At 68.6% G+C, this 24,414-nt stretch carries 27 protein-coding genes; 6 read left to right on the top strand and 21 right to left on the bottom strand.

From position 1 onward, the window contains the following. Positions 1 to 32: 32 nt before the first annotated feature. From mftG to mftE, 3 genes are read right to left on the bottom strand one after another with little or no spacing between them, the layout of a single operon-like run. Complete coding sequence (gene mftG / locus AC3B6C_RS01090; RefSeq protein WP_488374617.1) at positions 33 to 1,382, bottom strand: mycofactocin system GMC family oxidoreductase MftG; 1,350 nt, start codon at positions 1,380 to 1,382, stop codon at positions 33 to 35. Further along, positions 1,379 to 2,911 (bottom strand): mycofactocin biosynthesis glycosyltransferase MftF, encoded by a 1,533-nt coding sequence (gene mftF / locus AC3B6C_RS01095; RefSeq protein WP_488374618.1) that lies wholly within the window; start codon positions 2,909 to 2,911, stop codon positions 1,379 to 1,381. The genes mftG and mftF overlap by 4 nt, the downstream gene beginning before the upstream one ends. Beyond that, positions 2,908 to 3,603, bottom strand: coding sequence for a mycofactocin biosynthesis peptidyl-dipeptidase MftE (gene mftE, locus AC3B6C_RS01100; protein ID WP_488376198.1), 696 nt, complete (start codon positions 3,601 to 3,603; stop codon positions 2,908 to 2,910). The genes mftF and mftE overlap by 4 nt, the downstream gene beginning before the upstream one ends. A gap of 197 nt (positions 3,604 to 3,800) precedes the next feature. On the opposite strand from mftE, the gene AC3B6C_RS01105 reads away from it, so the two are divergent. Next, on the top strand, positions 3,801 to 4,913 hold the full coding sequence (locus AC3B6C_RS01105; RefSeq protein WP_010842286.1) for a CaiB/BaiF CoA transferase family protein: 1,113 nt from the start codon (positions 3,801 to 3,803) through the stop codon (positions 4,911 to 4,913). Between the two features lie 203 nt (positions 4,914 to 5,116). Here the strand turns inward: AC3B6C_RS01105 and AC3B6C_RS01110 are convergent, their stop codons facing one another. The 5 genes from AC3B6C_RS01110 to mftA form a co-directional block, all read right to left on the bottom strand. Then, entirely contained in the window at positions 5,117 to 5,929 is an 813-nt protein-coding gene (locus tag AC3B6C_RS01110; protein WP_010842287.1) for a mycofactocin-coupled SDR family oxidoreductase, read from the bottom strand. A 76-nt stretch (positions 5,930 to 6,005) separates the two neighbouring features. Next, positions 6,006 to 7,205, bottom strand: coding sequence for a pre-mycofactocin synthase MftD (mftD, locus tag AC3B6C_RS01115; protein ID WP_010842288.1), 1,200 nt, complete (start codon positions 7,203 to 7,205; stop codon positions 6,006 to 6,008). A 103-nt stretch (positions 7,206 to 7,308) separates the two neighbouring features. Continuing rightward, entirely contained in the window at positions 7,309 to 8,604 is a 1,296-nt protein-coding gene (gene mftC, locus AC3B6C_RS01120) for a mycofactocin radical SAM maturase (protein ID WP_010842289.1), read from the bottom strand. A gap of 147 nt (positions 8,605 to 8,751) precedes the next feature. After that, positions 8,752 to 9,105, bottom strand: a complete 354-nt coding sequence (mftB, locus tag AC3B6C_RS01125; protein ID WP_010842290.1) for a mycofactocin biosynthesis chaperone MftB — start codon at positions 9,103 to 9,105, stop codon at positions 8,752 to 8,754. Beyond that, the gene (gene mftA, locus AC3B6C_RS01130) at positions 9,105 to 9,212 is read right to left on the bottom strand and encodes a mycofactocin precursor MftA (protein ID WP_010842291.1); all 108 of its coding nucleotides are present in this window, start codon (positions 9,210 to 9,212) and stop codon (positions 9,105 to 9,107) included. Before mftA ends, mftB begins: the two co-directional genes overlap by 1 nt. Before the next feature lie 158 nt (positions 9,213 to 9,370). On the opposite strand from mftA, the gene mftR reads away from it, so the two are divergent. From mftR to AC3B6C_RS01145, 3 genes are all read left to right on the top strand, one after another. After that, positions 9,371 to 9,988 (top strand): mycofactocin system transcriptional regulator MftR, encoded by a 618-nt coding sequence (mftR, locus tag AC3B6C_RS01135; RefSeq protein WP_014927873.1) that lies wholly within the window; start codon positions 9,371 to 9,373, stop codon positions 9,986 to 9,988. 130 nt (positions 9,989 to 10,118) lie between these two features. Then, on the top strand, positions 10,119 to 11,177 hold the full coding sequence (locus AC3B6C_RS01140; protein ID WP_488374619.1) for a 2Fe-2S iron-sulfur cluster-binding protein: 1,059 nt from the start codon (positions 10,119 to 10,121) through the stop codon (positions 11,175 to 11,177). Between the two features lie 112 nt (positions 11,178 to 11,289). After that, a complete protein-coding gene (locus AC3B6C_RS01145; RefSeq protein ID WP_425307023.1) occupies positions 11,290 to 11,619 on the top strand; it encodes a DoxX family protein in 330 nt (109 codons plus the stop codon). A 246-nt stretch (positions 11,620 to 11,865) separates the two neighbouring features. Here AC3B6C_RS01145 and AC3B6C_RS01150 read toward each other — a convergent pair whose 3' ends face one another. The 10 genes from AC3B6C_RS01150 to AC3B6C_RS01195 all read right to left on the bottom strand — a co-directional run bounded on the left by AC3B6C_RS01150 (position 11,866) and on the right by AC3B6C_RS01195 (position 19,281). Then, complete coding sequence (locus AC3B6C_RS01150) at positions 11,866 to 12,597, bottom strand: DNA alkylation repair protein (protein WP_488374620.1); 732 nt, start codon at positions 12,595 to 12,597, stop codon at positions 11,866 to 11,868. Between the two features lie 7 nt (positions 12,598 to 12,604). After that, entirely contained in the window at positions 12,605 to 13,798 is a 1,194-nt protein-coding gene (locus AC3B6C_RS01155) for an NAD(P)/FAD-dependent oxidoreductase (RefSeq protein WP_488374621.1), read from the bottom strand. Positions 13,799 to 13,881: 83 nt separating this feature from the next. Then, complete coding sequence (locus AC3B6C_RS01160) at positions 13,882 to 14,457, bottom strand: hypothetical protein (protein WP_488374622.1); 576 nt, start codon at positions 14,455 to 14,457, stop codon at positions 13,882 to 13,884. After that, positions 14,454 to 15,092, bottom strand: a complete 639-nt coding sequence (locus AC3B6C_RS01165; RefSeq protein WP_488374623.1) for a hypothetical protein — start codon at positions 15,090 to 15,092, stop codon at positions 14,454 to 14,456. The genes AC3B6C_RS01160 and AC3B6C_RS01165 overlap by 4 nt, the downstream gene beginning before the upstream one ends. Positions 15,093 to 15,123: 31 nt before the next feature. Then, complete coding sequence (locus AC3B6C_RS01170) at positions 15,124 to 15,663, bottom strand: SH3 domain-containing protein (RefSeq protein ID WP_488374624.1); 540 nt, start codon at positions 15,661 to 15,663, stop codon at positions 15,124 to 15,126. Continuing rightward, complete coding sequence (locus AC3B6C_RS01175; RefSeq protein WP_010840496.1) at positions 15,660 to 16,283, bottom strand: hypothetical protein; 624 nt, start codon at positions 16,281 to 16,283, stop codon at positions 15,660 to 15,662. The genes AC3B6C_RS01170 and AC3B6C_RS01175 overlap by 4 nt, the downstream gene beginning before the upstream one ends. Beyond that, on the bottom strand, positions 16,280 to 17,209 hold the full coding sequence (locus AC3B6C_RS01180) for an SDR family oxidoreductase (RefSeq protein ID WP_488374625.1): 930 nt from the start codon (positions 17,207 to 17,209) through the stop codon (positions 16,280 to 16,282). Before AC3B6C_RS01180 ends, AC3B6C_RS01175 begins: the two co-directional genes overlap by 4 nt. An 81-nt stretch (positions 17,210 to 17,290) precedes the next feature. Beyond that, positions 17,291 to 17,923 (bottom strand): TetR/AcrR family transcriptional regulator, encoded by a 633-nt coding sequence (locus AC3B6C_RS01185; RefSeq protein WP_035716915.1) that lies wholly within the window; start codon positions 17,921 to 17,923, stop codon positions 17,291 to 17,293. Next, a complete protein-coding gene (locus AC3B6C_RS01190) occupies positions 17,920 to 18,153 on the bottom strand; it encodes a hypothetical protein (protein ID WP_010840499.1) in 234 nt (77 codons plus the stop codon). The genes AC3B6C_RS01185 and AC3B6C_RS01190 overlap by 4 nt, the downstream gene beginning before the upstream one ends. Before the next feature lie 99 nt (positions 18,154 to 18,252). Beyond that, positions 18,253 to 19,281, bottom strand: coding sequence for an o-succinylbenzoate synthase (locus AC3B6C_RS01195; protein WP_488374626.1), 1,029 nt, complete (start codon positions 19,279 to 19,281; stop codon positions 18,253 to 18,255). Between the two features lie 82 nt (positions 19,282 to 19,363). Between AC3B6C_RS01195 and AC3B6C_RS01200 the strand changes: the two genes are divergently transcribed. Next, a complete protein-coding gene (locus tag AC3B6C_RS01200) occupies positions 19,364 to 20,302 on the top strand; it encodes an oxygenase MpaB family protein (RefSeq protein ID WP_488374627.1) in 939 nt (312 codons plus the stop codon). A gap of 134 nt (positions 20,303 to 20,436) precedes the next feature. Here AC3B6C_RS01200 and AC3B6C_RS01205 read toward each other — a convergent pair whose 3' ends face one another. The 3 genes from AC3B6C_RS01205 to AC3B6C_RS01215 all read right to left on the bottom strand — a co-directional run bounded on the left by AC3B6C_RS01205 (position 20,437) and on the right by AC3B6C_RS01215 (position 23,279). Then, positions 20,437 to 21,183 (bottom strand): alpha/beta fold hydrolase, encoded by a 747-nt coding sequence (locus AC3B6C_RS01205; RefSeq protein WP_014927884.1) that lies wholly within the window; start codon positions 21,181 to 21,183, stop codon positions 20,437 to 20,439. A 79-nt stretch (positions 21,184 to 21,262) separates the two neighbouring features. Next, entirely contained in the window at positions 21,263 to 22,174 is a 912-nt protein-coding gene (locus tag AC3B6C_RS01210) for an alpha/beta hydrolase (RefSeq protein WP_014927885.1), read from the bottom strand. 211 nt (positions 22,175 to 22,385) lie between these two features. Next, positions 22,386 to 23,279, bottom strand: a complete 894-nt coding sequence (locus AC3B6C_RS01215; RefSeq protein ID WP_488358122.1) for an SHOCT domain-containing protein — start codon at positions 23,277 to 23,279, stop codon at positions 22,386 to 22,388. Between the two features lie 232 nt (positions 23,280 to 23,511). On the opposite strand from AC3B6C_RS01215, the gene AC3B6C_RS01220 reads away from it, so the two are divergent. After that, positions 23,512 to 24,384 (top strand): CDP-diacylglycerol diphosphatase, encoded by an 873-nt coding sequence (locus AC3B6C_RS01220; protein WP_014927887.1) that lies wholly within the window; start codon positions 23,512 to 23,514, stop codon positions 24,382 to 24,384. Positions 24,385 to 24,414: the final 30 nt, after the last annotated feature.

The following is a 24,414-nucleotide window of genomic DNA, read 5'->3' on the forward strand; positions in this document are numbered from 1 at the left end:
GGACCGGACCGCGAGCGTTCGGCCTCGTCGACTCACCGTTGCGCGAGCACGCCGCCGATCCGGCACGCCATCATCATGATCGTCGCGTGCGGACCACTGCGACCGCTGCTCGGCAGGATGGACCCGTCGACGATCCGCAGTCCACGGACCCCGAAGACGCCACCCAGCCAATCGGTCCGGTCCCCCATCGGCATGGTCCCCCAGGCGTGCTGGGAGAACCCGGCCCGATCGGCGATCCGCACGCTCCCCGGTACGACGATGTCGGCGAACTCGGGCGCCTGCAGCATCTTCACGACCCCGGCGGCTCCGGCCCTCAGTGCCGTGGCCGTGTCCGGGTCGGGTTCGTCGAACGCCATCCGCACCCCGGCGCGCTCCGCGACGAGACGTACCGGCGAGTGCCGCATCGCGGTCACCTCGACAATCGGCCCACCCGCGGGAAGCCCGCGGATGTAGGTGGCGAAATCATCTCGGTAGCAGCGTATCTCGAGGCCTTCGTCGGTGTGCAGCACCGTCGGCAGGACCATGCCCGCATCCGCCGGCGATCGTCTCGAGTACGACACCGCCAGACCCCGATGTTCCCCGGCGGTCAGCGACCGCACATCCGAGCGGCCGGCCGCGTCCGGCCACGGCAGGTCCCCGAGTTCCGATCGGAGCAGGATTCCCGCGGTCCCGAGCGTGCCCGCAGCGAGGATCACCTCCCCTGCGCTCACCTCCAGCGGTCCCGCACGCACTCCCGTCACCGTCGCGCCCCGGACCGCGACCAGACGGTCGACCGCACATCCGGTCACCACCCGCAGGTTGGGGCGGGACAGAGCGGGGACGAGATAGGCGTCCGCGGCCGAGCGGCGCGCGAGTCCGCTCCGGTTGGTGAGCACCCGGTTCAGGCCCACCATCGGCCACCGCTGCGCGATCGGACGCACCGGCGCCCGCACCGACCAGTAACGTTCGAAAGCGCTTCCGGCGTCCCCGAGTTCGCTGTCGGGCACGGGTCCGACACCCATGGTGCCCGTCGGGGCGTCCAGTTCGTCGTAGGCGCCGGCGATGGCGTCGGGCTCCCATCCGGCCGGCCAGGAGCCGAAGTCGTCTCGATGCCACCTCAGAAAGTAGCCGCCGTTCACCGCCGACGAGCCGCCGAGCGCCGACCCCCGGGCCGCGGACACCCCGAGGTCGGTGTCGTGGCGGACCGCATGCGGCGCGGCGTCGTCGATCGGTAGTCGCCGCAGGTCCAGATCCGCCGGCGTGGGCAGCCCCGCGGGCCCACGTTCCAGGAGGGCGACCGTGCGACCGGGCTCACGGGAGAGCCTCTCGGCGAGCACGCATCCGGCGCTACCGGCACCGACGATGACGACGTCGGCGGTGATCGGCCGTTCGGCCGCTGTCATCGAGAGATGACCGGGCGCAACGCTTCCGGGTCTCGGTGGGCGATGACTCCCTGCCAGAGGCCGGCACCGTAGGCGAGGTCGTCGAGCCGGTGCATGAGGATGTACCGCAGCGGGCCGAGCGTGGGCGGACTGGTCGGATCGGCGAGCAGGTCCCGGACCCAGGACACCACCCCCTCCACGATCGCCACCTGCACGGCGAGGACGCGGAATCGCTTCGACACCAGGGCGAGCACCAACGCCAGCGGCCAGTAGTGACGGCAGATCGCATCGGCGGCCTGCAGCAACCCGAACCCGGCCGCCCGTCCGGTCATCTGCGCGGACACCAGCGGCGCCGAGGGCAGGTCACCGAGCCGGCGCCGCATCCGGACCGCGAGGTGGGTGAGGATGATCATCGCCAGCGCGGCACCGAAGCGGGTCCGGGACAGCAGCGCGACGACCGCGGCGGCCATCGGGACCGACATCTTCATCGGCGCCGCGCGGTCACCGTGCCGGGAGGCAAGGTGCGCCGCACCGGTGCCGTAGAAGCACCGGCGCGACAGCACCGAGCGCAGGTCGGTGCGGTGCTCGTGGGCCACACGTGCCACCGGGTCGTACCGAATCCGCCACCCGTCGGCATGCATCCGCCAGCAGGCGTCGACGTCCTCGGCGACGCGCAATGACTCGTCGAATCCGCAGAAAGCGCTGCGCCGCACGACCATCGCGGCACTGGGCACATACGGAGTCCTGGTCGACGGCGCCACCGCGGACTCCTCTGGCCCCATGTCCAGCGACGACCAGCCGTTTTCGTATCGCTCGGCCAGCGATGCCGTCATCGCCTCGGACTGCAGTCCGACGATCCGCGGCGCGACGAGACCCACGGTCGGATCGGAGAAGTGCGTGAGCAGGATCGTGAGCCAGTCCGGGTCGGGCACGACGTCGGAGTCGAGGAACGCCACGAAGTCGGTTGTCGCCGCCGCCGCGCCAGCGTTGCGCGCCGCGGACGGGCCACGATTGTCGTCGAAGCGTAGGACCCGGGCGGTCGGCCGGTCCACCTCGATGGGTGTCATGGAGCCGTCGTCGACGACGATGACCGCCAGCCCATCGAGGGCCTCGAGGAGGCGGTCGACCCCACTCTGATTGTCCCGCACCGGGATGACGACGGTCACGTCCTCGGGCTGCGGGCCGAACATCGGCCGGGGGTTGGCGATCCCCGCGTCCAGCAGGGCGCGCGCCAGACGCCGGGTCACGTTGTCGCACACTTCGATTCGTCCGTCCTCGGAGGTCATTCCGAGTGCGGTGTCGGACATGCGCAGCAGTCGGGTCGGCGATCCGCCGACCAGGTAGCGGAAGTCACCGGCCTTCGCGCACCGGAGGTCGATCTGCACCTGGAACCCGTCGGGCAGACCGGTGTGCGTCACCGCCGGGGCGTCCGCGACCGCATCGCTCTCGCGGTCGGCGGCGCCGGAGTCGTCGCCGGGGGCCGGGCCGTCGGCGCCCGCGTCCTGGTTCTCGGCCCACCGACGTGGAGCCGAGTCGTCGAGGGCGGTCATCCCAGACGCCCCTGATCGTCGACCTGCCACGACTCGAGGGCGGCCGACAGACGTTCGGTGACGTCGCCGACCAGCCGCGCACCGTCGTCGGGGTTCGCGCCCCCCGGGTCACCGAGGACGCCGTTGGGACTCACGGCGGCGACACCACCGGACCGCATCGCACCCAGCAGCGCGCCCACCGGCTCCCGATTGCCCGCGACAGCGCGGTCGGGATCGACAACCGACGGCGAGACATGCAGCAGCACAGAAGTTTCGGTGAAACCTGCGTGCGCATCGGCGCCGTCGAAGGCGCACGGGAACCAGGCGACGTCCCGGCCTTCGTACCGCAGACGGGTCACCGCCTCGATCAGGGTCCGGGTGTTTCCGCCGTGCCCGTTGACGAACACCACACGCGCCGCCCAGCGGCACGCACTGCGGCCGTATTCGACGAGGAGCCCGCGCAGCGCCTCGTGCCCGATGGAGATGGTGCCGGCGAAGCCCTCGTGCTCGCCGCTGGCGCCGTAGTTGAGGTCCGGGGCCCGCAGGAGTCCCAGATGGTCCGATCGTCCGCACACGCGGTCCGCGATGGCAGCCGCGATGCGCGTGTCGGTGTCGAGCGGTAGGTGCGGACCGTGTTGCTCGACCGAGCCGAGGGGCACCAGCAGGGTGACCACCTGCCCATCGAGGTCTGGCCAGTTGCACTGCCCCAACATCGATGGCCCTGTCATTCGACCAATGCTAGCGATGGTGCTTGCGCGTATGTCGGCCTCGCCCGAAAAACGAAGCGAAAAACGCGCCCGGATCCCGCCCAGGACCACTCTGACGAGCGTTCGATCGGTTATGGAATGCTTGGTGCATCCAGTGACACCTGACACAGTGCGCAGTACAACGATCGGGAGGACGACACCCCATGAGCAGTGCCACACCACGCAACAGCGGCAAGGCCGGCCCACTGAGTTCGATCCGGGTCATCGAGTTCGCCGGCATCGGGCCCGGCCCGCACGCCGCCATGCTGCTGGCCGATCTCGGCGCCGACGTCGTGCGCGTCCAGCGGCCCGGTTCGCTGCCCAAGCCGGGCCGCAACGCCGATGCCCTCCTTCGTGGCCGACGCGTCGTCGAGGCGAACCTCAAGGACGAGAACGACCGGGAGACCATCCTCGGCCTCGTCGCCAAGGCCGATGTGATCGTCGAGGGTTTCCGCCCCGGTGTGATGGAGCGGCTCGGGCTCGGACCCGATGATCTGGAGAAGGTGAACCCGGGACTGGTCTACGGACGCATGACCGGCTGGGGTCAGGACGGGCCGCGCGCGGAGCTGGCCGGGCACGACATCAACTACATCTCGCTGACCGGAATGCTGCACGCCATCGGACGCGCAGACGATCGCCCGGTGCCGCCGCTCAACCTGGCCGGCGACTTCGGCGGCGGGTCGATGTTCCTCGTCGTCGGCGTGCTCGCGGCGCTGCTCGAGCGCGGGATCTCCGGCCGCGGACAGGTGGTCGACGCCGCCATGGTCGACGGCGCTTCCGTTCTCGGACAGATGATCTGGGCGTTCCGCGGTACCGGCCTGTGGAGCGACACCCGCGGCGTGAACCTCCTCGACACCGGCGCCCCGTACTACGAGGTCTACGAGACCTCCGACGGCAAGTACATGGCGGTCGGCGCGATCGAGCCGCAGTTCTACGCCGAACTCCTCAAGGGGCTCGAACTCGCCGACGCCGACCTGCCCGAGCAGAACGACATCGCCCAGTGGCCCAAGCTGAAGGAGGTCTTCGCCGAGACCTTCAAGTCCCGCACCCGCGACGACTGGGCCGCGGTCTTCGAGGGAACCGACGCCTGCACGTCGCCGGTCCTCACCTTCGCCGAGGCGCCCGCCGACGCCCACATGGCCGCGCGTGCCAACCTCGTCGACATCGACGGCGTGACCCAGGCCCAGGTGGCTCCGCGCTTCTCGCGCACCAAGCCGGAGACTCCGGCGGGCCCGACCACCGAGGCGACCGACCCGTCGACGCTCTGGGCCGACTGACACGTCTGCTCCCCGGGGGAGCCGGGAGCGCAAGCGACCCACCCCCGCCCCCTGAGGTGCGAGGAGTGCAAGCGACCCACCCCTGCCCCCTGAGGTGCGAGGAGCGCAAGCGACGAGCCACGAAGGGCTTCGCGAGGCACACTCGGAAGCCGCTTCGTGGCTCGCTTCGCGCGCACCAAGTGAGCAACCGGCGGCCGCGCGCGTCAGACCTTCGAGTGCCCCATGTCGATCTGGAACTCGGCAGCGGTGATGCCCTTGGCGCTGTCGGAGGCCAGGTAGAGCACCGCGTCGGAGATCTCGTCGAGGGCGGCGACCGGGTGGTAGTCGAGGATCGACGTGAAATGCGGGTTGACCCAGGGGATCCCGAAGATCCGGTGGGCCTCGGTGTCGGCCACGCCCATCGGGGTGTCCACCGCGTAGGGATGCACGCTGTTCACCCGGATGCGATGGTGCCCGAGCTCTTTGGCCGTCGTCTGCGTCAGTCCGACGAGTCCGTACTTCGACGCCGAGTACGACGCCTGCAGCGGCATCGCCTTGAGGCCGGCAACCGAGCTGATGACGGTGATCGATCCCCCGTTGCCCGCCTCGAGCATCGCCGGGATGGTGGCCCTCAACGTCTTCCACGCACCGACGAGGTTGATGTCGATGACGTCGGTGAACTGTTCCTCGGTGAGCTCCCACACCTTGCCCCACGTCAGCACACCGGCGTTGGCGACCACGTGGTCGAGACGACCGAACTGCTCGACGGCGTCGGCCACGAGCTGCTGCTGGAACGCGAGATCACGCGTGTCACCTTGCCGCGCAATGATCTTGCCGCCGACGCCCTCGACGAGACGGACTGTCTCGGCGAGGTCGTCGGCGGTGGCCGCGGGGTAGGTCGCGTGATCGATGATCGGACCCGCGATGTCCAGGCCGACGATCACAGCCCCCTCGCGGGCGAACCGGATCGCATGATTGCGACCTTGACCTCGGGCGATGCCGGTGATGTAGACGACCTTGCCGTCGAACTGTCCCATGGCAGAACTGTAACACGTTCTAGTTATGGTTCCCCAGCGTTCTCACCGGCACGATCTCGGCCGCGCAGAGCACGGGTCAGGCGTCGCCGAACGACCGCTTGAACCCGTCCGGGATGACGAGATCGCCGGCCGAGAGCTCGTGCACGCTCTTGTGTCCCAGCCCCATCAGTACGCCGTCGAGTCCCATGCGCAGGAGATCGAGCACGTTCTCGACACCGGCCTGGCCGTTGGCCGCGAGACCCCAGAGGTAGGCACGGCCGATCATGACCGCGCGGGCGCCGAGCGCCAGCGCCTTCGCGACGTCACTGCCGCGCCGGATGCCGCCGTCGAGTAGGACCTCGATGTCGTTGCCCACCGCTGCCGCGATGTCGGGCAGAAGACGGATCGTGGCCGGGGTGCCGTCGAGGTTGTTGCCGCCGTGGTTGGAGACCGACAGCGCCGTCGCACCGATGTCCACGGCGCGCTTGGCGTCGTCGAGGCGGGTGATGCCCTTGACCATGAACGGCCCATCCCACTGCTCGCGCAGCCACTGCAGGTCTTCCCACGTGGGGGGCGGGGTGTTCATCCAGGACCCGTACGCCCCGAAGAAGGTCGGCCCCGGCACACCCTGCGGCGTGAGGTTGGGCGCGGACAGATCGGGGATGTTGATCTTGCCGCCCTTGACCCAGTCGAGTGCATAGCGCGGCTTCACCGCGATCTCCGGCCCCAGACGCACCAACGCCTTCAGGTTCACCTTCTCCGGGATCTCCGGGCTGCCCCAGTCCCGTCCGACGTTGAACACCCAGTCGGTCGTGACGATCAGGCCCTTGGCGCCTGCCGCCTTCGCGCGCTCCGCGCGGGCGAGGATGTCGTCCCGGCTGCCGAGCCAATAGATCTGGAAGAAGACCTTGTCGTTGACCGCGGTCACCTCCTCGACCGAGTGCGACGCGAAGCTCGACAACCCCATCGCGGTACCCCGGGCGGCCGCGGCGCGGGAGACCGCGACCTCGCCCTCGGGGTCGACCGCCTGCACACCGGTCGGCGAGATCATCACCGGGAACGAGATCTCCTGCCCCATGACCGTTGTCGCCATCTCACGCTCGGCCTGTGCGCCGACGACGTGCGGTGCCCAGCCGAGTTCGGAGAAGGCACGGACGTTGTCGTCGACGGTGATGCCGGCCTGGGTGCCGGCGACCAGTGACAAGTACACCGACTTCGGCAGACGCTTCTTGGCCCGTCGTTGTGCCTCGGTGACGGTCTCGAACCAGGGGTTTCTCGCCCAGGGGTTGGCAACCATGATCTTTCCTACTCATTCATCTGGCATGAGCGCCTACCCGGCACTCATGGAGACGGGGCGCCGATCGGTGAGGACGGCGCGCCCGTGGTGTACCGCGGGCGGACTACCGCGCGGCAGGGGTGAACCCGGCGAGCGGGTTCTCGTCACAGGACTTCGTGGGGCGCGAGGCCACCGGCGTCAGGTCACCGTCGGGACGACGGGTCATCAGGGTCAGCGGCGTTCCACGCGAATGGTCCTTGTTCGCAGTCGGTTTCATGCGGTCTCCGGCGAGGAGTTCTTCGCCGTATCCCTGGACGCACTCCGGGTCGGGTCCGGCCAGCGGCAACCCGGTGAAGAACTTCGCCGCCATGCACCCGCCGCGGCAGGCGTCGAAATGCGCGCACTTCGTGCACGCCCCGGCATTCTGCGGCTCGCGCAACTCGGTGAACAGATCCGACCGCTGCCAGATCTCCTGGAAGCCGCCGTCGGAGAGGATGTTGCCGGCGAGGAAGTTCTCGTGGATCGCGAACGGGCACGCGTACACGTCGCCGACCGGATCGATCAGGCAGACCACGCGTCCCGCACCACAGAGGTTGAGTCCCGGCAGGCCTCCGCCGGAGTCCGAGCCGAACGCCGACAGGTGGAAGAACGAATCGCCCGTGAGCACCCGATCACCGTGTGCGACAAGCCAGTCGTAGAGTTCGCGCTGCTGCTGCGGCAGCGGGTGCAGGTCGTCCCACACGTCGGCGCCACGGCCGGACGGGCGCAGTCGCGTGATGCGCAGAGTGGCGTTGTAGCGGTCGGCCAGCGCCTTGAACTCGTCGAGCTGGCTGACGTTCTGCCGTGTCATGACGACGCTGATCTTGGCGTCGGCGAAACCGGCCTCGGACAGGTTCTCGAGCGCGCGGACCGCCATGTCGAAGGAACCGGGACCGCGGACCGCGTCGTTGACCTCCGCGGTGGCACCGTCGAGCGAGATCTGGACGTCGACGTAGTCCGACGCCGCGAGTCGCGCGGCCACCTTCTTGTCGATCCGCAGACCGTTGGTCGAGAACTTCACTCCCACCTGGTGACTGGTCGCGTAGTCGACGAGTTCCCAGAAGTCGGGACGCACCGTCGGTTCGCCGCCACCGATGTTGACGTAGAAGACCTGCATGCGCTGCAGCTCGTCGATGATCGCCTTGCACTGTTCGGTGGACAGCTCGCGCGGGTCCCGCTTGCCCGACGACGACAGGCAGTGCACACACGCGAGATTGCACGCGTAGGTCAGTTCCCAGGTGAGGCAGATGGGCGCATCCAGGCCCTTCTCGAACTGGTCGACGAGCCGACCGACTTTCGGCACCTCGCCGGCTGTCGGCGCGGGTGCGCGAAGCGAATTCGCGAATTCGACTGCGGTGGGCGGCATCTCGATGGTCGTCATCGTTGAGGTCCTTGCGTTCGGGGCTGGCAGTTCAGGGCTGGGGCGCCAGGCCGGGCGGTCGGGGCGGGCACCGGTCGCACCGATGCGGATCGAACGGGGCTGCTGCCGGTCGACATCGTCGTGCGGGGGTCGTCCGAGTGGCCGGGGTCAGGCGGGGCGCGGCACGATCATGCCGCTGTCGGCGAGCGCGGTCAGCGCCTGCAGATACAGGGGACGCTGGGCCGGCGAGATCCCGGCGGCGAGGAGCGCGGCCTCTGCGGAGTCGTGGTCGGCGAGGGATTTCACGATGCCCACGACGGTCAGGTTCTTGAGGAACGACAGCTTGCGAGTGCCGAAGTGGTACAGCAGCGCGCCGAACGGTTCCGGCCGCAGCGCCACCTTCGGATTGAGCTGCCACGGCTCGAGCGTGTCGAAACCCGGGGCGTCGGCTGGGGTGTCGAACCGGACCCCGGCGACCGCGGAACGGTCGCCGGAGATCGGATTCGATGTCGGGGCTGACATCAGTAGACCCCGCACATCCCGTCGATCGAGACCTCTTCGACGAGCGACTCGGCGAGGAGCTCGGTGTCGTTCGAGCCGTGGGCTGTCGCGGCGGACTGATCTGCCATGATCCATACCTCCTGGTTGATCGGGTAGTGATGCGGATCACGACAGACTATAGTGGCACTCGGTGCAGAAATCCAGAGGACGCGCGACAACTGTCCGAACGGCCAGGTGAACGGTTGCCTCGCCCCACACGACACCGGTCCCATAGGGTGAGGTTCCGATGACGACGACGCCGCACGACGATCCGCCCGCACGCACGCCGCCGGGGCGGCGACCGATCACGTCACGCGCGCAGATCAGCGCACTGGCGATTCATCTCTTCACCATCCAGGGCTTCGAGGACACGAGCGTCGACGACATCGCCGAGGCGGCCGGCATAGCCCGGCGCACGCTGTTCCGCTACTACTCGTCGAAGAACGAGATCCCCTGGGGCGAATTCGACGACCACCTCGACGGACTCCGAGCGCTCCTCGCCGGAACCCCGCCGGAGACGCCCATCGCACAAGCACTCGTCGACGCGCTCGTCTCGTTCAACCGGGTACCCGCCGAGGAACTCGACAATCACCGCCGGCGCATGTCACTCCTGCTCGGCGTGCCTGCACTGCAGGCACATTCGATGATCGTCTACGCCGACTGGCGGCAGGTCATCGCCGAGTTCTGCGCCGCCCGACTGGGCGTGGGAGTCGGCGACCACCTGCCGCAGACCGTCGGCTGGCTGTGCCTGGGCGCCGCACTCGCTGCATATGAGAAGTGGCTCGACGACCCCGACGCCGACCTGGAGGCGCTCATCGAGTCCGGCGCACGGACCATGGCCGACGGCGTGGCCTCCCTGGCATGACTACGCTGGCAACGGTCGCCCAGGTGTCGCCGGAGCCCCTCGTGGGACCCGAGGCAGTTGCGCTAGGCTGAAGTAGAACGTGTTCTAATTTGGGCCGGGGTGCCGGTCCTCGACGGCGGAGACTGCGCACATGTCTGACCTGACCCCTCACGGTTCACGCAGCGTGATCCTCACGGTGTCCGAGGTGATCGACGAGACGGCCCAGGCCAAGTCCATCGCCTTCGAGGTGCCGGAGGCCTCGGCGAAGGCGTTCACCGACTACAAACCGGGGCAGTTCCTGACGCTCCGGATTCCGAGCGAGCAGACCGGATCGGTCGCGCGCTGCTACTCGCTCGCATCGTCGCCGTTCACCGACCCGCAGCCGAAGGTGACCGTGAAGCGCACGGCCGACGGGTACGGATCGAATTGGGTGTGCGACCACCTCTCCCCCGGCACCCAGGTCGAGGTGCTGCCGCCGTCCGGGGTGTTCACCCCCAGGTCCTACGACGACCCGCTCCTGCTCATCGCTGCCGGCAGCGGTGTGACACCGGTGATGTCGATCCTCAAGGCCGCCCTCGCGAAGGGTGATGCGCCGATCGTCTTCTTCTATGCCAATCGCGATGTCGCCGACGTCATCTTCGCCGCCGAGCTCCGCGAACTCCTCACCGCCCACCCCGGCCGGCTCACCGTCATCCACTGGCTCGAGTCACTGCAGGGCCTGCCGAGTGCCGCCGCGCTGTCGACGGCCTTCGCCCCGTACGCGGCCTCGCACGTCGCCTACATGTGCGGGCCGGGGCCCTTCATGGATGCCGTGCACAAGGGCCTCGCCGACGCTGATTTCCCGCATCACAACGTGCACACCGAGGTCTACAACTCGCTGTCCGGCGATCCGTTCGCCGACGTCGAACTCGACGAGGTCAGCGACGAGGAGCAGGCGGCGGCCGCCACCGTCGAGGTGGAACTCGACGGTGAGACCCACACCCTGACCTGGCCGCGGTCACGCACTCTCATCGACATCATGCTGGCCGCCGGACTCGATGCGCCGTATTCCTGCCAGGAGGGCGAATGCGGTTCGTGTGCTTGCACTCTCACCGAGGGCAGCGTCGACATGGACAACGCGGGCGCGCTCGACCCCGAGGACATCGAGGACGGCTACATCCTGGGCTGCCAGGCGCATCCCACATCGGACACGCTGAAGATCGAATTCTGACAGAGTGGGTTGAGTTCGTGCAGTCGCAGGTCTACCGAAGGAGTACGACGACGTGAACACCCTCCGTGGTTCCCGGCTCGACCCCGTCCAGCTCGCACGTGGCCTCGCCGCCATGCTCATCAGCATCGGCGTGCTGCACTTCGTCGCGCCCAAGCCGTTCGACGAGATCATCCCCGAGGAGATCCCGGGCGACCCCCGGACACTGACCTACGCCTCCGGTGTCGCCGAGATCGGGCTGGGCGCAGCACTTCTCGCGCCGAAGACCCGGCGTGCCGCGGGCGCGGCGTCGGTGCTGCTGTTCCTGGCCGTGTACCCCGCGAACATCAACATGGTCCGCCTCTGGTGGGACAAGCCGCTGCCCTACAAGATCGTGGCCCTCGCCCGGTTGCCCTTCCAGCTGCCGATGATCTGGGCTGCCGCGAAGGTCGCGCGCGAGGGCTGACCCTTCGAGGCTCGTCGACCTCGACGCGCTCCTTCGTCGCTTGCTCGGCCCGGCGGCTATCGCTCCTCGCACCTCAGGGAGCGGAGGGCAGGTCGTCGACCTCGACGCGCTCCGTCGTCGCTTGCTCGGCCGTGTTTTTGCCCCCTGAGGAGCGAGCTTGCGAGCGTCACGAAGGGTTGGCGACGCGCCACGCACCCCAAGTAGCAGTAGGCTCTGCGGCGCTGCCGGATTCGAGCACGGAGCCGGTCAACGGAGGCCGCGATAGTGCGTGCGTTCTTCCGGAGTCCGGTGCTCGAGCGCGTACGTCAGAGCGGTACGGCCCATCCGAGCCGCATTGTCGTCCAGGTAGCCGAGCAGCACGGTCTCGTCGACCCGCTTGCCGACCTCGCGCAGCATCCAGCCGAATGCCTTCTGGATCAGATCGCGACGGTCGTCGCGGACGAACGGTGCCACGGCGAGCAGTGCCGTCGCATCCCCGTGCTTGATGAACGCGAAGGTCGCGATGATCCCGACACGTCGTCGCCAGAGGTCGGGGTCCCGCGCGTGCTGCGTGACGAGGTCGAGTTCTCCGGTGCGCCTGCAGTATTCGCCGAGGACCGGATCGGCGGAGGAGTCGACGAGATCCCAGTTGTCGACCCGGCCCCGACACACGGCGTCGAGATAGAGGTCGACCCAGGCCCGCCCGTCGCCACCGCGACGCAGCTCGCTGTCGAACTCCTCGCGGAGGAGGAACAGCGCGATCAGACGGTGCTCGTGCACCGGTGAGTCGAGCAGCTCGACGACCTGATCCGGCGCGATACCGCGGAACCTCTTCGCGATCTTGCGTTGCACGGGTACCCGGATTCCGAGGAATTCGTCGCCTTCCCCGTATCCACCCGGTCGGGCTTGGAAGAACGCGGCCTGTCCGCGCGCGAGCTCTGGATCCGCCACCTCGGCCGCCGCGTCGCGTACCTGCGCGGCGGTGGGCGCGTGCGACATGAGAGGTCTAGAGCAGATCCGCCACGGGCGTCGGGGTCTGAAGTTTCGGCCGGGTCTTCATCACCGCGCCCACCTTGCCCGCGCCCACCACCCCGGTGAGGACACCGTCCCGGCTGTAGTACGCGACGAACTTCTTGCCGTCGTCGTCGACGACGTGGACGTCGTCATCGGCGCGCGGTGCGCCGAGCACCTGGATCTTGACGTCGAACTGGTCGCTCCAGAAGTACGCGACCGACGCGGTGACCGCGTCGCCCCCGGTGATCTGGTGGGCGACGACCGACGCCTGCTCGACCGTGTGATTCCAGTGTTCGACGCGGTGTGGAGTGCCGTCCTCGTCGAGCCAGTTGGCGACGTCGCCGAGTGCGTAGATGTTCTCGGCACTGGTGTGTCCGGTTGCGTCGCAGGCGATGCCACCCCCGACGTCGCGCGGGGCGAGCTCGATGCCGGAGCCCTCGAGGTATCCCGTCACCGGCGTCGAACCGATGCCGACGACCACGATGTCAGCGGGCAACGTGGTGCCGTCGGTGAGTTCGACGGCATGCACCCGGCCGTCGGAGACGACGATGTTCCCGACTCCGACGCCGGTCCGGAGATCGACGCCGTTCGCGACGTGCAGACGCGACACCAGCGCGCCGATCTGTTCGCCCAGCGCCACGGCGAGCGGCGTCGGAGCCGGTTCGACGAGGCTGACGGCCACACCGCGCGCGGTGAGCCCGGCGGCCACCTCACATCCGATGAAGCCGGCACCGATGACGACCGCGGTGCTCGCGGAATCGATCTCGTCGCGCAGCGCGACCGCGTCGTCGTAGGTGCGGAGCACGTGTACGCCCCGGACGTTCTCGGTGAGACCGGGAAACGGCCGCGGATCGAGGCCGGTGGCCAGCACCAGGGTGTCGTAGGCGACGGTGGCGCCCGAGGCCAGCGTGAGCGTCTGATCTGCCGGTGACACCGCGGTCACCGCCTCACCCAGCCGCAGCGTGATACCGGCTTCGTCATAGAACTCCGCGGGCTTGAGGTCGACGCGGTCGTCCTTGCCCAGCAGCACCGACTTCGACAGCGGCGGACGATCGTACGGCGGGTGGGCTTCGGCCCCCACGAGCGTGATCGGGTCCGTGAAACCGTTGTTCCGCAGGTTCTCCGCGACCCGGATTCCGCCCAGCCCGGCACCGACGACGACCACGCCCGCGCTCGATCCACTCATCTCTCGTACCCTTCGTCGTCTCTCCCGGTCGACAGCCGTCTGCGCCCGGCGGTCGCGCGGACCGCCCGGGGACAACTCGTGTCTCAACGGGTCACATCGCCGACCGGTTGCAGGTCGGACAGCAGCCAATTCCCGTCGACCTTACGCATAAGTGCCCACCGCGCGGTAGGGGTCCGCGCCGGTTTCGCATCGGCGGGCAGCCTAAAGCCTGTAGATTCACCAGGCGCGGTCGCGATTATCTCGTTCACGAACACGAGCACCCGCGCCCGGTCGGGACCGCTCTCGTGCAGGCCGGCACCGACGACCTCACCCGTCACCGAGACCGCCGACGCACGGACACCCGGCACCACGACATCGGCTCCGCGGTTGCGGTACTCCAGGCGGAGCGGGTCGGTGAGCAACGCGTCGGTCGCTCGACGCCGGTCTGCGGGCTCATCCGGCGAATAGGTGAGAACCGCACCGACCGCCGCCGCCGCGGCCGTCAGGATCTCGGCGCGTTGCTCCTCGGTCGGATCGGAGTCAGGACGCAGCGCGCCCGCGCCGGCGATCACCGCGACCGCGAGCAGCAGCACCGACGCGGCGGCCAGAAGCCGTATCCGGGTGCGCTCGCGTCTGGCCGGGAGTGGCGGTAGCAACTCGCGGTCTCCGGTGGCGGTCACGGACGCCTCGCCTGGGCGATCTTCCAGCCGTCTTCGGTGAGGGTCATCGTGACCAGCGCCGTGACCCGCTCGCCGGTGGTGTCGACCCCGGACCCGTCCCCCGACTCACCCAGGAGGGCCGGATTCGTCGCGTCGGCGACCACCAGCACGTCGACGTCGGCACCGATCTCGTCGGATGTCGGGTCCGTGACGAGTCCCGCCGACACCACCTGTCCGACACTCGAACCCGTCTGCCCGCCCACCTCCGCGACCAGGGCGTCGCGGGCTGCCTCGATCCGCTCCCGCTGGGCTCCGGTGCTCACCTCGGCGACAGCGGTCACGTAACCATCGGGATCGGCCGGGTCGGCGGTGAGCATGACGGTCACGGCGCCGCGTGCGGACGCGAGCACGTCGTTCGTCAGCTCCGTCACCTCGTGCTGCCCGCGGATCTGCCAGCTCAGCACGCCGGCCACCGCGACCAGGACCAGCACGGCGAGTGCCGCTGCGACGAGGGTCCGGCGCAGCAGGCGTGTCCGACGTATCGCACGCGACCGAAGGGCCGGGGCGGCGGCGATCCGGGCGGTGCGCGCCCGGCGCACCGCCGTGTCGACCCGCTCACGGGCGAGTTCGACTCTGGTGGCGCCGGTCTCGTTCATCGCCGCCACCCCCGGCGGCCGTGGAGCGCGGTCATCCGATCACATCCGCGGCGGAGAGACGCCACGCGTCGCCCGAGCGCACGAACCGGGCGAGGACCGAACGGCGCACCGTCGTCGCCGGCCGGTCGGCGGGGCGAACGGTCACCGCGACGCGTAACAACGCTTCCCCCTCCTGCGCGTCGGCCCCGACGATGCTGACGATCTCGGGTCGCCAGGTGACCGAAGACGTCCCCTCGGGCGGCGGTCGATCGAGCTGGGCACCGTAGCTGTCCGTGAAGTCCTCGGCGACCAGGGCTCGCGCCCGGGCCCGGTCCTGTTGCCACCTTTCCGCGTCGACGGAGAAGACCTCCGAGACGATCGCACCGGCCTGCGTCCGCAGCTCGTCCCGGCTCTCCGCGACATCGGCGCCCGCTCGCTGCGAATCCCACAGCGCGAGCACGACGACGAGCGTCGTCACCAGAACGACCGTCGCGATCACGATGCGGACAGCTGCGACGCGCGCGGAGACGGTCCGCGCCGTCGCCCGTCCCGCGTGTCCTCCGGCCGCTCCGGATGTCGTCGTCGATCTCATGGGAGGTACTGCACCGCCCCGAGTTTGAGGCTGCCGTCGTCCGGTGTGACAAGGACCCGCAACCGGAATCTGCGTGTCTGGTCGTCGGTCTCATCCGGTGGGCCGGGGCGCGCGAACACAACGGTGGCGGCGATGAGGACCGTGGCGGAGTCCCCGTCCCGGGCCGATATCCCGGTGCCGTCGACCGAGGACTCCGCGACAGTGCCGTTGGCACGGACGAATTCGGTGTAGCTGTCCGCGGACTGGGCGAACTCGTCATAGAAGGCCCCTGTGGCACCGGCGAGGATCCGCTGGGCTCGCCGGTCATCGCGGCTGTCCGGCGCGATGAGCACTTCGACCCGTTCGGCTGCGGCCGACTGGAGTTCGGCGTCGGAGTAGCGCGCATGGTCTCGCGTCCACGCGGTCACCGCGACCGCGGCCAGCGCGAGGGCCACGACGAGTACGAGGACCGCGACGACCCACCGCCGCCGGGGAAGGCGACGCCGGAGTCCGGCGTCCACCTCGATCCTGTGCAATTCGTCCAGTGCCTCGCGCAGCTCGCGTCTGGCCGCCCGCTCGGCAGCGATGTCGCGCGCCCCGGACGAGGCCGCCGGCCGACCTCTCGTGTCCGCCACCTTCACGACGACAGGGGCGTGCTCTCCTGGGGCTGCGTCAGGCTCGCGCCCACCGCCCTGGTGTCGACCTTCTCGCCGCGGATCCGGCTGGAGTATGCGGCGCGGGCCTGTTGGTCGGGGCTCAGGAAGATCGAGTCGAGCTTGGTCAGCTTGCGCGAGAGGCGCTTCATCGCCTGCGGGAACAGCGGACTCGACTCGGCCCATCGCATCGACCGCGGCGCGTAGACCCGGGTGACCGGCCGCGCGATCGTCTGCACGACGATCGAGGCCACCTCGCCGGGCTCGACGGTCTGGATGAACTTGTTGGTCTGCAGGCCCGAGATCAGGGCGGTACGGGTGAATGTCGGGAGTACCGCGCTGACCGTGACGCCCTGCGGTTCGAGTTCGGCGCCGAGCGCCTCGGAGAACTCGATGACGGCCGCCTTGGCGCCGTTGTAGATCGTGAGACCGGGGGTCGGGATGCGTCCGGCCGTCGATGCGATGTTCACGATGTGACCGGTGCGGCGCGGCGCCATCCGGCGGGCCGCCTCCTGGCAGCCGATGATCACGCCGAGCACGTCGATCTCGTAGGTGCGGCGGATGATCGTGTCGTCGTAGGACAGGAACGGGCCGACCGGCATGATCCCCGCGTTGTTCACGAGCACGTTGATCGGTCCCAGCCGCGCCTCGACCTCGGTCAGGAAGGCGTCGAAGGACTCGCGCTTGGTCACGTCCACCTCGATGCCCTCGATGCCGAGGTCGGCGGCGGCCTTGCCCACGGCTTCCGAATCCACATCGCCGATGGCCACCTTGGCGCCCGCGTCGAACAGCTGGGTCGCGGTCTCGAATCCGATGCCGCGTGCGCCACCGGTGACGACCACGACCTTGTCCCGTAACGCGGCGCGGATGGCGTCGTGATCGGGTGTTCGGGACAGCCTGTCGCGCAGACTCATTGGATCTCCTTCGGTGGGTGCGGACTTCGAACAGCGGGCGCGGGGTGCGACGGACCGGGCCCGTTCATCCCCGGCCGGGGTTCACCAGATCATCGGCGCCAGGAACTTCGACGCGAAGTCCCGAACGCGCTGCGGCTCGTTACGGGCGGGGTCCGAGGGCGGCGTCTCCAGGAGCGAGATCACCAGCCGTACATGGATCTCCACTGCTTCCAGCAGATCTTCGACGGGCATCTGCGCGCCCTCGTCGCGGAGTGTGGCGGCAACCCGGTCGGTGACCATGTCGATGAACAGCGACGTCATCTTCGCGGTGACGCTCTTGATCTCGGAGTCGGTGAGGACGATGCGGCTGAGCAACGGGTCGGAGTTGACCCACTCGGCGCCGACGGCGAATGCCTCCACCAGCGCGGCCTTCGGGCCGAGGCCCTTCACCGAGGCCTCCAGCTTCTGCATGCCGGTCTCGTAGGCGTCGTTCGCCACCGCGTAGAGCAGCGCGTCCTTGTTGGGGAAGCGACGGTACAACGTACTGCGGCTCACCCCCGCGCGTGCGGCGACCTCGTCGATGTTGGCGCGTCGGACGCCGACCTCGGCGAACTCGGCCCCGGCAGCGGCGAGGATCGCCGCTTCCTGGTCGGCCGGGCTGGCGGTGTTGCGAACCTTCCGTGTCGACGTCCTGGCCCTGCTGTCGGTCTTCGTTCCGGTGTCTGCCACGGTCATCGCCGCCACACCGTGACAGGGAGCTCGTCCTCCGCGGGTACCGGCCACTGGTTGCCGCCCAGCCTGCGCTGCGTGATCGTCGTGATCTCCATCTGGTCAAAATACAACCCGGGGCTTGCGTGCACGCGGTCGCCGAGAGCGCCGCCCGCAGCCATCGCCACGACTCGGTCCGAGCAGGAGGTACCGGGCAGACCCATCCCCGCCGGCGCAGCCGCCAGATCCGAAGCCATGCTCATCCCTCTCCCGCTCGAGCTGTCCGTGAAGCGTCGGCCACACTGTGACCCACATCGCATCCTAGACCATGATGAGACAGATCGGAAAAAGCGTTCCTATCGAGCGGTGTGGGCGTCGACGTTCCAGCGCGCCGCGAGCAGCCGATGGCACCGCCGCACACGCTCCCGCCACCAGTGCTGCCGATCCGGCCCGACGGCGAGCTCGGCCGTCTCCACCGAGGCGCCGGGGCCGAACCATCGAACTCCGACCGTGCCGTCGACCATCAGGAACGACGCCGCGACATCCGCGGTGAGCAGCGATCCGGTTCCCAGTCCGCACGCGAGTTCCAGGCGCGGCAGGGCAGCAGCGGCGGCGACGCCCGCGGCCATCCCGACCGCGCTGTCGAGGGCGCTCGAGACCACGATCTCGAGTCCGAGGTCGTCGGCGAGGTCGAGGGTCGCCCGCATCCCGCCGAGCGGAGCCACCTTGACCACGGCGACGTCCGCGGCGTCGGCGGCCACCACTCGATACGGATCCTCGGCTTTTCTGATCGATTCGTCGGCGGCGACCGGCACCGACACCGCTCGACGCACCGCAGCCAATTCCTCGACTGTGCGACAAGGCTGTTCGGCGTACTCGACGTCTCCGATGGCACGCAACGCGGCGACGGCCTCGTCGACGGTCCAGCCCCCGTTCGCATCGACGCGGACCCGGTCGATGACCGCTCGCGTCGCCGCGACCCGCGCGACGTCGTCGTCGAGCGTCTGACCGGGTTCGGCGACCTTGACCTTCGCGGTACCCGCGCCGGGGTAACGCTCCAGCAGAGTGGCGACCTCGTCGGCGGGGATCGCGGGCACGGTCGCATTGACCGGGACGGTCTCGCGAACGGCGCCAGGGGGCCCGACCCAGGCGGCTTCGAGGCCGGCCCGCAACCACGACGACGCCTCTTTGTCGTCGTATTCGACGAACGGCCCGAACTCACCCCATCCCGCCGGCCCGGCGAAGATCATCGTCTCCCGGGCGGTCAGTCCGCGGAACCTCGTGCGCATCGGCAGCCGTACCGCGACCGCGGAGGCGAGGACGTCCTCGACGTCGGGAAGCGCCCACTCCTGCCGTCCCGTCTCCCGTTGTCGGCCGCGCGTCATCGGACCTCCCTCTCGCATGCGGATCACCCGCGTCGTTGAAACAACCTTCCAAGTTTGTTCCAAGTGCGATATTCTCGCCGCCATGTCAGTCAACCAGGGATTCGACGCCGGCATCCGCGAGGCGGAACCGATGATCGTCGACGACACTCCGGACACCGCGGGCGAGATCGCCTCGCCGCGCCTCGGTGCCGACTCGCTCGTGTGGAAGTTCTACGGCGACAACCGGGGCCTGCTCGGCTTCCAGCGCCTGGCCGGCACGGAGAACTGCATCGAGCAGCTCGGCCAGGCCGTGCTCGACCATTCGGTCATCTTCAGCGACTTCCTCGGTCGGGCCAAGCGCACCGGGCCGCCGGTCATGCGGACCGTCTACAGCACCGAGCCGGAGAAGTGGGGACGCACGGTGCGCGACTTCCACAAGGACATCAAGGGCACCATCAGCGATGGATCGCGCTACCACGCACTCAATCCGGAACTGTTCTACTGGGCGCACGCGACCTTCGTCGACCAGGTCCTCTACATCACCGACACCTTCATCCGCCGCCTGTCCTACGCCGAGAAGGTCCAGATCTTCGAGGAGAGCAAGACCTGGTACCAGCTCTACGGGGTCAGCGACCGCGGTCAGCCGCAGACCTACGAGGAGTTCGTCCAGTACTGGGACGACATGCTCGACCGCTTCGTGCCGCACAAGACGATCGTCTACGCCACCGGTTACATCCGGCAGGGGCTCCCGCGGCCCAAGAAGATTCTCGCACCCGTGTGGAAGATCGTGTCGCTTCCGTTGAACGCCTTCATCCGAACGGTCGTCGTCGGGACGCTGCCCCCACAGATGCGCGCGGTCTGCGATCTGGAGTGGAACGAGCGACGCGAGAAGAACTTCCAGCGTTTCGCCGCCCTCATGCGGGCCGCCAATCCGCTGATCAACAAGTTGCCGCTCAAGTACCTCTACGTCCCGTGGGCCTACGACGCCTGGCGCAAGGTCGGGATCGACCCGAGGCCGCTGCACAACAAGCCCGCGCGATAACCCTTCCAGACCCTCCGCAAGCTCCGGGCCTCCTCAGGGAGCAGGGCGCCTCCGGCACCCCGGGACCACACCGCGAGCAGGGGGCCTCACCTCTCCCGCTCCCTGAGGAGCGAGCGTGCGAGCGTCTCGAAGGGTCAGTGCCCGAGAAATCCGTCGACGTGTGCGACGAACTCCGCAGCGCGATCACGGTGGACGCTGTGACCCGCCTCGATGGTGACGAACCGCGAGTCCGGCAGGGCCTCGCTGAGGGTCTGCAGGTGGCGCGGGGGCAGGAAACTCTTCTCGCCACCGGAGATGACCAGGGCGGCGGCCTGCACATCCGGCAGTTCCGACCACCAGTGCGGTGCACAGACATCGAATTCGGCGACGATCTGGTCGCCCATCCGTCCATCGAATCGGATGACCGGAAAGGGATTGCGCGCCAACGCGATCAGTCCACGAACCTGCTCACCCAGCGTGGCGCGCATCGCGATGCCCTCGGACAGGTCGGCCTCGTCACGGGGCATCGGCGGCACCTCCTCGAGGACCAGGCGCCGGATCCGGGACGGCTCGAGCATGGCGAAACGTAGCGCGGTGTGGGCCCCGAGAGAGTGGCCGACCACGTCGGCGACCGCGATGCCGAGGGTGTCGAGGACGTAGGCCAGATCGTCGCGGAAGTCGTCGAGCCGATAGACATCTCGGGCCCGCCCGCTGCGTCCGTGTCCGCGGAGGTCGACGCTGATCACCGCGCGCCCGCGGGCGCGGAGAGCCGCCGCGAGGCGACGCCAGGTCGAATGATCCGACGCCATGCCGTGCACGAGGACGACGGGCACGCCACGGTCGGCTTCGCCCGCGACCCGGACCGCCAGGTCGGGGGCGCCGCTTCGACGCAGAACACGCATGACCGTCAGCTTACGAGCGTCGGCGGTGCGGTCGCCGTCACAGTCCACACCAGCGCGTGGGTCCCGGACGGACCGGTTCTCATCGGTCGCGGAACCAGCCGCTGTTCGTGGCACGCCACACCATGTCCTCCCAGTACCCCCAGGTATGGGTCCCCACCGACGGGAAGTCCGTCGTGACCGGGATGCCCTGCAGCGCGGCGGCGACCTCGAACGACCGGGTCTGCGCCAGCGACACGACCTCAAGCGGGGTGCCCTTGACCGAGGCGACGGCGTCGGCGTTGTGCGGACCCCACGTCGCCGATCCCGAGCCGATGCGGATCTTCATCCCACGCATCCGGGGCAGTTGGACGAGGGCGTCGTTACGGGCCCACCGGTCACTCCACGGCGGCCCCCACATGGCGTCGGCGCTGAACGGGCCGACGCCCGCGCCGATCCCGGCGTCGATCAACGCGAGCCGCACGGCCTCCCGCATGGTGGGTGCGGACAGGTTCAGGTAACCGGACATCGAGAACACGTGCGATATGCGCTTGCGGTGATACGCCCCGTAGACCATCGCGGCGTTGCCGCCCATGGAGATACCCATCATCGCGTACTTGCCTGCCGCGCCGACGGCGAGACCGCGTGCGTCGAGTTCGCGCACGATCGTGTTCAGCCGGCACGTCCATCGGTACCGATAACCGATCTTGTTGGCCGGACTGGCCGCTTCCCAGTCGGTGTAGAAGCTCGCGAGCCCACCGACGGGCTGGACCACGTTGACGCCGGCGTCGGCGATGCGCTGGATACGGGTGTCTCGTCGCCACCCGCTGATGTCGCCGGTCGCACGGAGGCCGTCGAGCGCGATCACGGTCTTGTAGTTGCCCCAGCGGGTCCAGGTGTCCACCGGGGTGGTCGGCATGCCGCAGCCGGTCACGTGGAACCTGCTGAACGTCGCGGAGGCGGATGCATTGCCCGATCCGAAGGTGATCACACCGACCACGGCAAGAAGCGTCAAGGAGAGAGCCAGGGCTCGTCGTCGACGGGCGAGACGGCGAGGCCGTAGTGAGAACTGCACTGACGAACAGTAATTCGACGGCGATTCGCGATGCCACAGCTGTGACCAGAGGGCATCGACATCGATACCGGGCGGTGACCACAGTGGCTATAGTGATCAAAGTTGCTGATGTGACAACCGGTTCACCACGCCGCAGAAGGTGTGCTGACCATCAGAGATCGTCGACGATGCGCTGTCGCGCCCGCGCGTACTCCTCCTCGGTGATCGTTCCGGCACGGCGCAGTTCGTCGAGCGAGGCAAGCCGCTCCGCCGGCGATCGACCGGCGTCGGCCACCCGGCCCGACCCGGCGCCGGGCTTGGCGAAGAACGGCGAGTCCGTCCGGGACGGCGTCGCCGAGTCCGTCCGGACGCCGGCCCAGCCGCGGACGACGTCCATGACCTCCGCGCGCGCCGCGGGATTCGAACGCAGATCGATGACGCCGCTCCCCGCCACCCCGTGTCGCCCGAGGATCTGCAGGATCTCGCTCAGCGGCTCCGCCTGACCGGTGAGATCGTAGGTACGACCGTCTTCTTCCGAGGTGAACCTGGCGGGCACCGTCCCGGCGAGCAAGGCCGTTGCCTGCCAATCGATCTCGAAGTCCTGGGTGTCGGGGTCGACCATCACCGCCAGCCGCCGGGCAGACAGCAACGGCTGCTGGTAGTACGGGACGACCTTCCGGGTCGACACCTCGAAGGGCACCAGCCCGTCTGCCCGGATCCGCAACCCCAGCTTCATCATCGGCTGGTCGTTGATCTCGACACCCGTCTGACCGATGGAGGTGATCTCGGCGATGCCGAATACCCCCGCGGCACGCAGCCGTTCGAGCTTGGCGCCGCCGCGGTAGTTGAACCACGCGATTCCCACGCCGAGAAGGACATCGAGAACGGTGACGCCGATCCCGGTCCACAGCATCCACTCGGTGTCGGGCGCATCGATCACGAAGTAGGCGACGAGGAAGATCGGCCCGACGATCCCGCACAGCATGACAAAGGCGAAAGTGCCCACGGCACTCCACACGTGGGCAGGAACACGAGGTCCGGTCCCCGACTCTCCGAACATGGTCATGCGCGAACTCTAATTCGCGGACCTCCTCCGGGGAAGCCTGAAGTCCATCGCGTCCCGCCATGGAACGACACGTTCACACATCATTCGGAATCCGCGCCGGAAACGCGTGTTTCGCGGCACTTCGCTCGAGCAGAACGTGCCTGATCTGCACGTTCTCGCCCAACCCGGGCGAGTCGGGTGGCACACTCTGCGCTCAGATGAGCACGCCGAGCTCACAATTGAGAGGTTCCCCATGCACGACACCCACTCGCATCGGTTCACCCGGCTCCTCACGACCTTGGCCGTCAGCACGGCCGTCGTCGCGAGTACGGCCCTGAGTGGAGGCGGGGTCGCCTCGGCCGCACCACCGACGCCCACTCAGAAACTCTGCGGCCAAGCCGGCGACAATCCGAAAACCGACAACCGACTCTGGCTGTGGGGGCAGGTGAAGAACACGACACCCAAGAAACTCGGCAGCAACCTCGAAGTCGTCCAACCCGCGGCACAGGTACAACCGAATCCGAAGAAGCCGAAGTACTACGCGGTTCGCCACGGCGGCGACAGCAAAGGGGTCAACGACGACTTCCTGGTCGTGCCCACCAACCGCGTACGCGGCATCGAATGCCCCTACCTGTGGGACGGCTCGCAGCTGAATCTGTGGAGCGCCGCGTGGTGGCAGGGCGGCAAGCGCGTCGCCAAGGATCCGGCCAAACCCCTTGCCATCGGGGTGAACTCGGTCGAGAAGCGGGGCCAGGACCAACTCCATCTCCACATGGCCCAGGTGTACCCCGGCACACTGCGCGATCTAAGAGCCATCCCGCAGCCCGAGACGAACCTGTACGCATGGACGAAGACCGACGTCATCCTGAACGTCGATCCCGCGAAGACCCCTAATTCGAAGCGACACTTCCATGTCGTGAAGTACACCGGTGGACTCCCCGACCTGTTCAAGGTCCTGCACGGTCAGATGACGGCCTCGCAGGACATCGGAAAGTACTCGATCGCAGTCGTCGACGCCGGCCAGCCCAATACCTATTTCGTACTCGCCAGCACACCGACTCTCGGCGGAGGAACCGCCACAGGTACCGGGTCGATGGACGAGATCTACGCCTGGGTCCATAAGTAGGAGCCGACCCCCGTCGGAATGGGCCGACGA

This window comes from Gordonia sp. 11cp (assembly GCF_057767225.1).